Annotated in this window: 14 protein-coding genes and 1 riboswitch; of the genes, 8 read left to right on the forward strand and 6 right to left on the reverse strand. The window is 56.5% G+C overall.

What is annotated here, in order from left to right:
* Positions 1-49 precede the first annotated feature (49 nt).
* Both rpmA and rplU read right to left on the reverse strand, forming a co-directional pair.
* Positions 50-307 (reverse strand): 50S ribosomal protein L27, encoded by a 258-nt coding sequence (rpmA, locus tag ACP4CD_RS19450; protein ID WP_064030940.1) that lies wholly within the window; start codon positions 305-307, stop codon positions 50-52.
* A 19-nt stretch (positions 308-326) separates the two neighbouring features.
* A complete protein-coding gene (gene rplU, locus ACP4CD_RS19455; RefSeq protein ID WP_064030963.1) occupies positions 327-638 on the reverse strand; it encodes a 50S ribosomal protein L21 in 312 nt (103 codons plus the stop codon).
* 209 nt (positions 639-847) lie between these two features.
* Between rplU and ispB the strand changes: the two genes are divergently transcribed.
* Entirely contained in the window at positions 848-1,852 is a 1,005-nt protein-coding gene (gene ispB, locus ACP4CD_RS19460; protein ID WP_071158868.1) for an octaprenyl diphosphate synthase, read from the forward strand.
* Between the two features lie 111 nt (positions 1,853-1,963).
* Here the strand turns inward: ispB and ACP4CD_RS19465 are convergent, their stop codons facing one another.
* Both ACP4CD_RS19465 and recD read right to left on the reverse strand, forming a co-directional pair.
* Positions 1,964-2,383, reverse strand: a complete 420-nt coding sequence (locus ACP4CD_RS19465) for a hypothetical protein (RefSeq protein ID WP_426992191.1) — start codon at positions 2,381-2,383, stop codon at positions 1,964-1,966.
* A complete protein-coding gene (gene recD, locus ACP4CD_RS19470; protein WP_426992192.1) occupies positions 2,380-4,014 on the reverse strand; it encodes an exodeoxyribonuclease V subunit alpha in 1,635 nt (544 codons plus the stop codon). The genes ACP4CD_RS19465 and recD overlap by 4 nt, the downstream gene beginning before the upstream one ends.
* Before the next feature lie 132 nt (positions 4,015-4,146).
* A riboswitch (TPP riboswitch) is annotated at positions 4,147-4,255 on the forward strand.
* A 36-nt stretch (positions 4,256-4,291) separates the two neighbouring features.
* On the opposite strand from recD, the gene thiC reads away from it, so the two are divergent.
* The 7 genes from thiC (at position 4,292) to yacG (ending at position 11,740) form a co-directional block, all read left to right on the forward strand.
* Positions 4,292-6,160 (forward strand): phosphomethylpyrimidine synthase ThiC, encoded by a 1,869-nt coding sequence (gene thiC, locus ACP4CD_RS19475; RefSeq protein ID WP_071158861.1) that lies wholly within the window; start codon positions 4,292-4,294, stop codon positions 6,158-6,160.
* Positions 6,161-6,307: 147 nt separating this feature from the next.
* Entirely contained in the window at positions 6,308-8,023 is a 1,716-nt protein-coding gene (gene pilB / locus ACP4CD_RS19480; protein ID WP_064030935.1) for a type IV-A pilus assembly ATPase PilB, read from the forward strand.
* 2 nt (positions 8,024-8,025) lie between these two features.
* A complete protein-coding gene (locus ACP4CD_RS19485) occupies positions 8,026-9,243 on the forward strand; it encodes a type II secretion system F family protein (protein ID WP_281021546.1) in 1,218 nt (405 codons plus the stop codon).
* A 48-nt stretch (positions 9,244-9,291) separates the two neighbouring features.
* On the forward strand, positions 9,292-10,158 hold the full coding sequence (locus ACP4CD_RS19490; protein WP_426992194.1) for a prepilin peptidase: 867 nt from the start codon (positions 9,292-9,294) through the stop codon (positions 10,156-10,158).
* Positions 10,158-10,769, forward strand: coding sequence for a dephospho-CoA kinase (gene coaE, locus ACP4CD_RS19495; RefSeq protein WP_426992196.1), 612 nt, complete (start codon positions 10,158-10,160; stop codon positions 10,767-10,769). The genes ACP4CD_RS19490 and coaE overlap by 1 nt, the downstream gene beginning before the upstream one ends.
* Positions 10,766-11,536, forward strand: coding sequence for a cell division protein ZapD (zapD, locus tag ACP4CD_RS19500; protein WP_426992198.1), 771 nt, complete (start codon positions 10,766-10,768; stop codon positions 11,534-11,536). The genes coaE and zapD overlap by 4 nt, the downstream gene beginning before the upstream one ends.
* 21 nt (positions 11,537-11,557) lie before the next feature.
* Entirely contained in the window at positions 11,558-11,740 is a 183-nt protein-coding gene (gene yacG / locus ACP4CD_RS19505; protein WP_426994713.1) for a DNA gyrase inhibitor YacG, read from the forward strand.
* Here yacG and ACP4CD_RS19510 read toward each other — a convergent pair.
* Together ACP4CD_RS19510 and mutT are read right to left on the reverse strand one after the other, a co-directional pair.
* Positions 11,725-12,240, reverse strand: coding sequence for a thiamine phosphate synthase (locus ACP4CD_RS19510; RefSeq protein WP_426992200.1), 516 nt, complete (start codon positions 12,238-12,240; stop codon positions 11,725-11,727). The genes yacG and ACP4CD_RS19510 overlap by 16 nt on opposite strands.
* Complete coding sequence (gene mutT, locus ACP4CD_RS19515; protein WP_426992202.1) at positions 12,219-12,680, reverse strand: 8-oxo-dGTP diphosphatase MutT; 462 nt, start codon at positions 12,678-12,680, stop codon at positions 12,219-12,221. Before mutT ends, ACP4CD_RS19510 begins: the two co-directional genes overlap by 22 nt.

A 12,680-nucleotide genomic window follows, 5' to 3' on the forward strand; every position in this document is an offset into this window, starting at 1 on the left:
ACAACGAGGCTTTTCCTTTCAGTGGTGCCTTGCAGCACTGCTGGCGATGTTACGCTGCTGCGATGCTAACGTATTTGCGGTTTTTCGGGCCTTTTTCTTCAAAAACCACTTTGCCGTCCGCAGTCGCGAACAAGGTGTGGTCTTTACCGATGCCGACATTGGTGCCAGGGTGAAATTGAGTGCCGCGTTGGCGAACCAGAATATTGCCCGCTTTAACCACTTGGCCGCCAAAACGTTTGACGCCCAGGCGTTGTGCATTGGAATCGCGACCGTTGCGGGTACTACCGCCTGCCTTCTTGTGAGCCATGATCTAACCTCTGTGAATGTTATGCGGAAATACCAGTGATCTGGACTTCCGTGTAATATTGACGATGCCCCTGTTTTTTCATGTGGTGCTTGCGTCTTCTGAATTTGATGATACGGACTTTTTTGTGGCGGCCTTGAGAAACCACGGTTGCGGTGACCTTTCCGCCTTCAACGTAAGGCTGACCAACTTTTACAGAGTCGCCTGATTGAACCATCAATACCTTGTCGAACTCCACGCTGTCGCCCGCGCCTAGTTCCAGTTTTTCGATTTTTAAGGTAGTACCTTCTGCGACACGGTACTGTTTGCCACCTGTTTGAATTACCGCATACATCGGCGTAAGCTCCATCAAGCATAAACTGTTAATAGTGAACAGCGGATTATATGTTTGGCGGCAAGTTACGTCAAACAAAAAATGCTTTTAGCACTAACGGTTTAAAGCCATGTTCGGACTGGTACTATTGACACTATTCGGTATTATTCATAGCATGACCGGCTAACCAGACAAAATTTGCCGTAGTGATCAGCGTTCAGACTCTTTCCATGATAGCCACAGATTCAGCGCCGACTAGCGGTGCCATAGATTTTGATTCGATCAAAAATTTGACCAGCGAGGAGTCTCAAGCTGTCGACCGCTTAATTTTGCAAGAATTAAGTTCGGATGTCGTCCTGATCAATCAAATCGGGCATTACATCATAGGTAACGGCGGTAAGCGTTTGCGGCCTATGTTGTTGTTGTTGGCCGCGAAGGCGTTGGGCGAGGTTGGCGATCATCACTTGACGCTGGCGGCGGTCATCGAATTTATCCATACCGCGACGCTATTGCATGACGACGTTGTCGACGAATCGGCGATGCGACGCGGCAAGGAGTCCGCCAACGCGGTCTGGGGTAATGCCGCCAGCGTTTTGGTCGGGGATTATCTGTATTCGAGTGCGTTCGAAATGATGGTCCGCACCAACAACATGCGGGTGATGGACATCATGTCCAAAACTACCACGGCTATCGCCGAGGGCGAAGTGTTGCAACTGTTGAATTGCAACAATCCCGAAACCAGCGAAGCTAAATACCTCGAAGTGATTGCCCGCAAAACCGCGATCCTGTTCAGCACGGCGACTCGGTTGGCGGCGGTGGTTTCGGCCGCCGACGCTGTCGTCGAAAACGGCTTGGCGGTCTATGGGCAACAATTGGGCGTGGCATTTCAATTGATCGACGATGCACTGGACTACAAGGCTAACAGTGAGGAACTGGGTAAAAACCTGGGCGACGATTTGGCAGAGGGTAAACCGACCTTGCCGCTGATCTACGCAATTCAACATGGCGACGAGCGTCAGGCCAAAGTGGTGGTAGATGCGATTCGGCAGGGCTCTCGGGACGCTTTCAATGAAGTTTACGAAGTCGTCAAGGCTACGAACGCGATCGAATACACCGAGCGTTGCGCGGATCGAGCCGCCGCGGCCGCCATTGAGGCACTGCAATGCTTGCCGGACTCGGCTTACAAGCGCGCCTTGGAAACCTTGGCTCATTTCTCGGTGCAGCGCAGTCATTAACGTCGCGCGGCGATGAATCTTTCCGGCTGCTAGTTTTTCGGTTGTTGGCCTGGTTTTGAGGGCGGGCTGTCCCAGTCAGGCCGTACGGCTATTCCGGACGGGGATAGCCTTCTAATCGTCTTCCCGGCCTGGATCCAGCTCGGCCAGATGTAGTAAATCCTGTATCGCATCGGTCAGACGCGCGAAACGCGCGTCGATTTTCTCCAATAACTCCTGAAAAAATCGGTCGCTTGCCACCTGCGAGTCCGCGTTTGCCGCAAACAGCCGATCTTCGAGTTGGCTGGCGGCGTCGGTGTCGGCGATTTCGGCCAGTTCGCCTAAGGCTTCGGACGAGATTAGCGCGCTTAGGTAGTGTTTCTTCTTCAGATCTTCGGTTTGCAAGGTCAGTGTGTTCGCCAATTCCAAGACCCGCCGCGCCAGAGTGTGGAGTTCGCTCAGCAAGCTCAGCCCGTCGGTCAGCATCGCCAATTCGCCGGCTTGTCCCTCAATGTCTCTCAATAGTTGTTTGCCGCGTTTTTTGGTCGTTTTCATGCTTGGCTCCCGGTCGCGATTAGCTTTTCGCCCAAGCCGCTGTGTCTGACGCTTGGGCGGGCGACGCAGGTTTCGAAGATGTCGCGCTCGGCGAACACGCTTACTCGGCGTTTCGCCCGGGTGATGCCGGTGTACAGCAATTCCCTGCTGAGCACCGGATTGGCGCGTTCCGGCAGTACCAGCATTGCCTCGTCGAACTCGGAGCCCTGGCTTTTATGAATGGTCATTGCGTAAACCGTTTCGCACGCGGGCAGCCGAGCAGGGCGCAGACCGCGAAATCCGTCACGGTCCGGAAAATAGACGCGCGGTTGGCCGTCGGCGGGGTCCGGCAGGCAGATGCCGATATCGCCGTTGTATAGTTGGGTAGCCGCGTGGTTGCGGGAAATCATCACTGGCCTGCCGGGGTACCAGGTATGGCCGATGCTCTGCGGCCATGCTTGGGCGGCGGCGCGTTCCACGCGACGGTTGATGTCTTCTGCCCCGTACGGACCTTGTTGATTGGCGCATAGCACCTGGAAACGCTGGAACTCGGTGAAGATTTCGTTCAGCCCGGCCCCGGCCGCTATCAGTTCGAAATAGCGGCGATAGCGCTCGCCGATATAGCTGATCGCGTCGTGTTTTAGTCGGTGGATCGCGTCGTCGCCGGTCAGCAGCAATTGCCAGGCTTGTTCGGCGTCGCCGCGATGGACGGCCTCGGCCAGCGCCTTGATTTGCCCTTGAAAACGGTGCGAGTGGCGCAGCTCGACGGTTTGCTCCGGTAGTCCGCGAGCAATGTCCGCCAACACCGCGCCGGCTTCGACCGACGCGAGTTGGTCCTTGTCGCCGAGCAGAATCAGGCGCGCGCCCGGTTTTAGCGCGTCGACCAGTTTGCTAATTAAGGCGAGGTCGACCATCGACGTTTCGTCGACTACGACCACGTCGTAGGGTAGCGGGAAGTCGGCATTGTGACGGAAGTACGGGGATGGCGGTTTGGCGCCGAGTAGGCGGTGTAGTGTGCAGGCGCTTTCCGGTACGGCTTGTTTGATCGTTTCCGGGCAATTCAGATGGGCTTTATTGGCAACGATTGTTTGTTGCAGACGCATCGCCGCCTTGCCGGTCGGCGCCGCCAAGGCGATGAATGGCGGGTTTGGGTTCAGTTCCAGCAATAAGGCGAGGATTTTCAAAACCGTGGTGGTCTTGCCGGTGCCGGGTCCGCCGGTGACGACCGTCAATGCTTGGGTTAACGCCGCGCGCGCCGCCTGTTGCTGCGCGTCGGACTCCTGTCGGTCCGTCGGGAAATGCCGCGCCAGCGCGGGTTCCGGATCGAGTATGTCGAATTGAATGGCGGCGAGCGTTGCCAGTTGCATGGCCAGTCGGGATTCGTACTGCCAATATCGGCGCAGGTAGAGACGCTGGGATTCAACGATCAACGGCGTCAATGCGTTATTCGAGGCTAGGCCGGACGCCAGCAGCAAATTGGCGTCGGCCGGGTCCAGCTCGATACAGCTATGGCCGGCGGCTTGTTGTTCGGCCAGCGTTTTCGCCAGCGCGTAAAGGCGGGTGTTGTCGGCGCTTGAGACAACGCTGCGCGAGGTCAGGAAGTCGGCGAAGTGGCTGGCCAGCTTGTCGTGAGGCGTTTCGGGCGAAGTCATCGAGGCGGTTAAATTTAGCTGGCTTGTTGGGTGCAAAAGGCTAAAACCCATTGTTTTATAAGCTTTTTGTGTTGGGATTAGTCCTTGGCGGACTTGCATTTCCAAACATAATCATATACCGTAAGCGACCACCTGAAAGGCTAGGGGTGCTTTCCGTCGAAACTTTAATCCGGAAAGCTGAGAAAAACCCTTCGAACCTGAACCGGTTAATGCCGGCGTAGGAAAGCCCAAATCTTTTCCCTGCGCTCGCGATTTATTCTGATTTTTGGAGATAAGCATGAGCGCTGTCCGCAACGAAATTACGACCGATACCGGCAGTAGCATCCGGATCGATTCCTACCCGGCTTCGGAAAAAGTCTATATCGCCGGCAGCCGACCCGATATGCAAGTACCGATGCGCCAGATCAACCTGTCGGATACCCCGGCGCATTTCGGAGCCGAGAAGAATCCGCCGATCTTCGTCTACGACACTTCCGGCCCTTACACCGACCCCAACGTCGACATTAACCTGCACCAAGGCTTGAACTCGGTACGCGGACTATGGATAGCAGAACGCGGCGATACCGAATTGCTGAGCGGACCAACCTCCAAATTCGGCCATGAACGTTTGCACGACCCCAAAACCGCGCACCTGCGTTTCGAGCTAACCCGTCATCCGCGCCGCGCCAAAGCCGGCCACAACGTTTCACAGATGCATTATGCCCGCAAAGGCATCATCACGCCGGAAATGGAATACATCGCGATCCGCGAGAACCAGAACCTGGAAGCGATGCGCGACCGTTACCAAGGCCAGCATCCGGGCTTTTCCTATGGCGCCAATATTCAGTCCTTCATCACGCCCGAATTCGTGCGTTCCGAAGTCGCCAGGGGCCGCGCCATCATTCCGGCCAACATCAACCACCCGGAATTGGAGCCGATGATCATCGGTCGCAACTTTTTGGTCAAGATCAACGGTAACTTGGGCAACTCGGCGATCACTTCGTCGATCGAGGAAGAAGTCGAGAAAATGCTGTGGGGCATCCGTTGGGGTGCCGATACCATCATGGACTTGTCCACCGGCAAGAACATCCACGAAACCCGCGAATGGATCTTGCGCAATTCGCCGGTACCGATCGGCACCGTGCCGATTTACCAGGCGCTGGAAAAAGTCGACGGCAAGGCCGAGGAACTGACCTGGGAAATCTTCCGCGACACACTGATCGAGCAGGCCGAACAAGGCGTGGATTACTTCACGATACACGCTGGTGTGCGCCTGCAGCACGTACCGTTGACCGCCAAGCGTTTGACCGGCATTGTTTCGCGCGGCGGCTCGATCATGGCCAAATGGTGTCTGGCTCACCACACCGAGAGCTTCCTTTACACCCATTTCGAAGAAATCTGCGAAATCATGAAGGCCTACGACGTGTCGTTCTCCTTGGGCGACGGCTTGCGTCCGGGCTCGATCTACGACGCCAACGACGCTGCCCAGTTCGGCGAGCTGGAAACCCTGGGCGAACTGACCCAAATCGCCTGGAAACACGACGTGCAAACCATGATCGAAGGTCCCGGCCATGTGCCGCTGCAAATGATCAAAGTCAACATGGACAAACAGCTTGAAGACTGCTTCGAGGCGCCGTTCTATACCTTGGGGCCGCTGACCACCGACATTGCCCCCGGCTACGACCACATCACCTCGGCGATCGGCGCCGCCAACATCGGCTGGTACGGCTGCGCGATGCTGTGCTATGTGACTCAGAAAGAACACCTGGGCCTGCCCAACAAACAGGACGTCCGCGAAGGCATCGTCACCTACAAAATCGCCGCGCATGCCGCCGACTTGGCCAAAGGCCACCCCGGCGCGCAAATTCGCGACAACGCGATGTCCAAGGCCCGTTTCGAATTCCGCTGGGAAGACCAGTTCAACCTGGCGCTGGACCCGGAAAAAGCCCGCTCCTTCCACGACGAAACCTTACCCAAGGAATCGGCCAAGGTTGCTCACTTTTGCTCAATGTGTGGCCCGCATTTCTGCTCGATGAAAATCACCCAGGACGTGCGCAACTACGCCGAGCAAAAAGGCCTGGAAGAAGAAGAGGCGCTGAAAAAAGGCATGGAAGAAAAGTCCGAGCAATTCCTGAAGGAAGGCGCGGCAATTTACCACGAGGTTTAAGGCTATTTAGGCACCCCCTGTCAGTCGGGCCGGGGGTGCCGATGCCTGCGGAGTCGATTTGAGCGCGACGTGGAGTTTGGATTAAATCCTTACATCATCTATAGTTGCAGCCTAAACTTCCAGTAAATCCATTCCCGACTCGATTTCATGGCGACAGCTCCTTCCAATATTCATTTCAGCGGCTTGGCCAAGTGCCTGATCCAAAAAGGCCTGTTGACTGAAGAGACTGCCGCCGCCTATCTGCAAGAAGCCCAAAAACGCAAGCAAGCCTTCGTCAGTTATCTGGTCGAGCATAAAGTGCTCGATAGTCGGACCGTGGCCTCCATCGCTTCCGCCGAGTTCGGCGTGCCGTTTTTCGATTTGGATGCGATAGACGTGGCGTCGCTGCCTATCAAAATGGTCAGCGAAAAGCTGATCCGCCAACATCACGCTCTGCCACTGTTCAAACGCGGTAACCGCTTGTTCGTCGCCACCGCCGATCCGACCAATTTCCAGGCGCTGGACGAGATCAAGTTCCATACTCGGCACAATACCGAGAACATTTTGGTCGAAGAAGACAAATTGATGAAGATGATCGATACCGCGCTGGAAGCGGCCGATACATCCATGAAGGATTTGCTCGACGACGATCTGGATAACATCGATATTTCGGCCGGCGACGAAGCCAAGCCGGCCGAGGAAGTCGGCGGCTCGGACATCGACGATGCGCCCATCGTCCGTTTCGTCAACAAAATTCTGCTCGATTCGATCAAGCGCGGCGTTTCGGATATTCACATGGAGCCGTTCGAGAAGAAGTTCCGGATCCGGTTTCGGGCCGACGGCATTTTGTCCGAAGTCGCCAGTCCGCCGGTCGGTATTGCCAATCGGATCATATCCCGGATCAAGGTCATGTCGAAAATGGACATCGCCGAGCGGCGGGTGCCCCAGGACGGCCGGATCAAAATGCAAATTTCCAAGAATCGGGCCATCGATTTCCGGGTGAATACCTGTCCGACGCTGTTCGGCGAAAAAGTGGTGATGCGGATACTCGATCCCACCAGCGCCCAGATCGGTATCGAAAAATTGGGTTTCGAGCCTGTTCAACAAAAAAACTTTTTGGACGCCATTCACCGGCCCTACGGGATGGTGTTGGTGACCGGGCCAACCGGTAGCGGTAAGACGGTGTCGCTGTACACCGGCTTGAACATTCTGAACAGCGTCGAGCGGAACATTTCGACCGCCGAAGATCCGGTCGAGATCACGGTCGAAGGTATCAATCAGGTCAACGTCAATGCCAAAGCCGGCTTGACCTTCGCCGAAGCCTTGCGGGCTTTTTTGCGGCAAGACCCGGATATCATCATGGTCGGCGAGATCCGCGACCTGGAAACCGCCAGCATCGCGGTCAAGGCAGCGCAAACCGGTCACTTGGTATTGTCGACCCTGCACACCAACGACGCGCCGCAAACCATCAATCGCTTGGTGCAGATGGGGATAGAGCCGTTCAATATCGTGTCGGCGGTGAATCTGATCATGGCCCAGCGCTTGGCGCGGCGGCTTTGCGAGCATTGCAAGAAGGAGGCCGACTTTCCGGAAAACATCTGGTTGTCGGCCGGCTTTAGTAAGGAAGAAATCGGCACCTTCAAAATTTACGAACCGGTCGGTTGCGAGCATTGCAACAATGGCTACAAGGGGCGGGTGGGTATCTATCAGGTGATGCCGATCAGCGAAGCGATGCGCGCGTTGATTTTGCGTGGCGGCAATGCCATGGACATGGCCGCGCTGTCCAAAACCGAAGGCATCAACGACCTTAGGGCTTCCGGCTTATTAAAAATACGACAGGGTATTACGTCGCTCGAAGAAATCGACCGCGTCACCAAGGAATAAACATGGCAAAGCAAGACGAGCAAATCGAGTTCAATTGGGACGGTTTCGATAAGCAAAACAAAAAAACCAAGGGCACGATCATGGCCAAAAGCGAAGTGATTGCCCGAACCGAGCTGCGGCGGATGGGGATACGCGTCGTCGGCATCAAGCGCAAGGCTAAGCCGCTATTCGGCGCCAAGGTGCAGAAAATCACCAGCGCGGATATCGCGATATTTGCCAGACAGTTGGCGACGATGTTGGAAGCCGGCGTGCCGCTGGTGCAGTCCTTCGACATTATCGGCCGCGGCCACGACAATCCCAGTATGGCCGAGCTGTTGCTGGCGATCAAGGCCGACATCGAAGGCGGCGACACGATGGCTCAGGCCTTGGCGAAACGGCCTATCTATTTCGACGATTTGTTCTGCAATTTGGTCGCCGCGGGCGAGCATGCCGGGGTGTTGGAAACCTTGCTGGACAAGATTGCCACCTACAAGGAAAAAACCGAGTCGATCAAGAAAAAGGTCAAAAAGGCACTGACCTACCCGGTCGCGGTGTTGGTGGTTGCCTTCATCGTGACCGCGATTTTGCTGATCTTTGTCGTGCCGGTGTTCGAGGACTTGTTTAAAAGTTTCGGCGCCGACCTGCCGGCCTTCACTCAATTCGTGATCGCTTTGTCCGCCTGGGTACAGGAATGGTGGTGGGCGGTATTGCTGGTGGTCGGCGGTGGCGGTTACACCTTCAGTTACTTTAAAAAACGCTCGAAAGCGTTCAATCATTTTCTGGATAAGTCGTTATTAAAGATTCCGGTGGTCGGCATGATTTTGGAAAAATCGGCGATCGCCCGTTTCGCCCGCACCCTGTCGACGATGTCGGCGGCCGGCGTGCCGCTGGTAGAGGCCTTGGTGTCGGTCGCGGGCGCTTGCGGCAACATTCTGTTTCACGATGCGGTAATGAACGTCCGCGACGAAGTATCCACCGGTCAGCAGTTGAAGGTGGCATTGGAACAAACCGGCATGTTTCCGAATATGGTGGTGCAAATGGTTGCCATCGGCGAGGAATCCGGTTCTATCGACGCGATGTTGGATAAGGTGGCGGATTTCTTCGAAGAAGAGGTGGACAATCTGGTCGACAATCTCAGTAGCCTGATGGAGCCGATTATCATGGCCATCTTGGGCGTGTTGGTCGGCGGCCTGATCGTCGCAATGTATTTGCCCATCTTCAAGCTCGGCGCCGCGATATAGGCGTCCTCCGCTGATCGGTTTGGCCGGGCGGGATTTCCGCGAGATTTTATGCTGACGATGTTAGAACAATTTCCGCCGCTACTGATGGGTGTGGCGCTGCTGCTAGGTCTGCTGGTCGGCAGCTTCTTGAATGTGGTGATTTACCGGTTGCCGGTAATGCTGCAACGCGATTGGCGGCGCGATTGCCACGAGTTTTTACAACTGCCGTATTCGGAGCCCACCGAGGCTTTCAATCTGATGTGGCCGGCTTCGCATTGTCCGGCCTGTAACGCGCCGATCAAGGCCTATCAGAACATTCCGGTGTTGAGCTATTTACTGTTGGCTGGCCGGTGCGCGCACTGCGGCACCGCGATCGCTTGGCGCTATCCACTGGTCGAGGCGTTCACCGGATTGTGTTCCGCGCTGGTGGCCTGGAAGTTGGGTTTCGGATTGGGAATGGCATTCGGTTTGTTGTTGACCTGGAGCTTGATTGCGTTGAGTTTCATTGATTTCGACCATCAATTGTTGCCCGACAGCATCACTTTGCCGATGTTGTGGCTGGGTTTGTTGCTGAGTTTGTTTGGCGTTTATGCCGAACCGCGCGACGCGATCATCGGCGCGGCGGCCGGTTATTTGGTACTGTGGAGCGTTTACCAGGGCTTCAAACTGCTGACCGGCAAGGAGGGCATGGGCTTCGGCGATTTCAAATTATTGGCTTTGCTCGGCGCCTGGTTCGGTTGGCAATATTTGCCGCAGATCGTGTTGTTGTCGTCTTTGTTCGGTGCGTTGGTCGGCGTGACGATGATCGCGACCGGGCGGCGCGAAGCGTCCAAGCCGATTCCGTTCGGGCCTTATCTGGCGGCGGCCGGCTGGATTGCCATGCTGTGGGGCGACGACATCAACCGTTGGTATCTGCATTTTGCCGGATTGAATTGATGTTGACGATCGGCTTGACCGGCGGTATCGGCTGCGGCAAATCCACGGTTTGCCGGCTGTTCGAGGCGTTGGGCGTGCCCATCGTCGATGCCGATCTGATTGCCAGGCAATTGGTCGAACCCGGTCAGCCGGCCTTGCAAGACATCGTCGCGGCCTTCGGAAGCGCGGTTTTGCAAGCCGACGGCTCGTTGGACCGAGCCGCTTTGCGGGCCAAGGTGTTTGCCGATCCGGAGCAAAAATGCCGTTTGGAAGCCATATTGCATCCCTTGGTCTATACCGAAATCGCTAGACAAGTCGAGGGTTTGACTGGGTCCTACGTCATCGTCGCGGTGCCCTTATTGCTGGAAACCGATGGCGATCGTCGGGTGGATAGGGTGTTGGTGGTCGATTGCCCGCCGAAGGAGCAACTGCAACGGGTGCTGGCTCGGGACGGATTGGCGATCGATCAGGCGCGGGCGATTATCGCCAGCCAGCTTTCCCGAGAGGCGCGTCTGGCGCGGGCCGACGATGTTTTGGACAACGGCGGCGATCCCGAGCGGCTTGCAGAACAGGTTAAAAGCCTGCACAATTCCTATAATTTATTAGCCTCTGTTAGGACACCCACGGCTTGAATACACTCACCATCTACGAATTCCCTCTGAATGAACGAATTCGTGTGTTTATGCGCTTGGAGCAGCTCTTTCAACAACTTAGTCACTTCATGTTGGGCGCCTCGGTGTTCGACAAACGCGCCGCGATCTCCGTCTTGTTGGATATATTGACCATCTTCAGCCGTAGCGATTTGAAATCCGAATTGCTTAAGGAGCTGGACAGGCATACCAAGGTTTTGAATCAGCTGGCTAATAGCCAGGGTGTCGACGGCGAAAAGCTCCAGGAGATTTTGGCCGAGGTCAGTCAGGCCAGCCGCAGCCTATACAGCGCCAACGGCAAGATCGGCATCAGTGTCATGGAAAGCGATTTGTTCCAAAGTATATCCCAACGCAATTCGATACCGGGCGGTAGTTGTTCGTTCGATTTGCCGGCGTTCCACTATTGGCTGGAACAAGACGAGGCGGAGCAACAAAAGGACTTGGAACGCTGGACTCAGCCCTTCGTCGCGATTCGGGTCGCGATAGACTTGATCCTAGGTTTTATCCGCCAAAGCCACGTGCCGACTCAAGAAGTCGCCAAGGCTGGATTCTTTCAACTGGCGTTGGACAAAAGCCATCCGGTGCAATTATTGCGAGTGGGGATCGCGGCGGCCATGCCGTGTTTCGCTGAAATCAGCGGCGGTAAACACCGTTTCAGCATCCGCTTCATGAAGCCGTCCACCGACGAAAACCGCCCCAACCAAATTCTCGACGATATCGATTTCCAATTGACCCGCTGCATGTTCTAAATGGCCGACCGTTCAGTAACGATGGTGGCTTGCCCCACGTGTCGAAAACCGGTGGCCTGGGTGGCCGCCGAAACATTCAAACCCTTCTGTTCCGAGCGTTGCAAGCTGATCGATCTGGGCGATTGGGCCACTGAGGCCCATAAAATTCCCGGCGAGCCGCTAGTCGACGAGCTGTCCGACGACGACGCTTATCCCGGCGATTGAGCGGCGTTCAAAAACGCGCCGATGCCGGCGATGCCTTGCGCCCCGGCATCGGCGGCACGGGCGCCGTCTTCGCGTTGCAAGCCGCCCAGCGCGTAAACCGGTAAACCGACCCGCTCGACCAACGCTTCGAAGCGTTCCCAGCCCAACGCGGCCGCGCCCGGATGCGAGGCGGTCGTTTGGACCGGCGCCAGTACCGCGAAATCCAAGCCCAGATCTTCCGCCAAGCGCAGCTCGTCCAAATTGTGACAGGACGCCGCGACCCAGCGATAGCCGGCCGGCCGAGTCTTGCAGGCGCGCAATGCCCGGCTGCTCAGGTGCAAACCAGCGTAGTCGGCGTCGGATATCGGCAGATCGGCGTTGATCAGCAATGTGGTGTCGGCGCCGGCGCTTTCCGAGGCGATGCCTTCCAGCGTGGCGGCCAATTCGGCCGTCGGCAGCGATTTCAGCCGGATTTGAATCAGCCGGATGCCTTGATCGATCAACAGGCGGTAGCGGTCCAAGGCTTGTCGTTGGGTGGCGGCTTCCAGAATGGCGTATTCCTGGGTAATCGCGCGGCGGCAATGATGGGGCGGTTAGCGGCCGGGAAGGCGAATTCGTTCAGTCGTTCGGCGGCGACCCATTGCATGGCCTGACCTTCGCGGCCGTGGGCTAGGCCTTCGAATCGTCGAATATCCCACACATCGAGCAACACTTGGCGGTCGCCGTAATCGTGAGCGATTTTGATCAGCGGCGCGGCGTCGGTGACGCGAATACCAATTTCCTCGTGCAACTCACGGCACAAGGCTTCCAGTACCGTTTCGCCGGTTTCGACCTTACCGCCCGGAAACTCCCAAAGTCCGCCCTGGTGAGCGGTCTTGGCGCGTTCGGCGATCAGGATGCGGCCGTCGCCGCCGCGAATCACGCCGACTGCGACATGCAGGAGGCGGCTGGCGCCAAGCAT

This window comes from Methylomonas stagni (genome assembly GCF_050154735.1).
Lineage (GTDB): Bacteria > Pseudomonadota > Gammaproteobacteria > Methylococcales > Methylomonadaceae > Methylomonas > Methylomonas koyamae_A.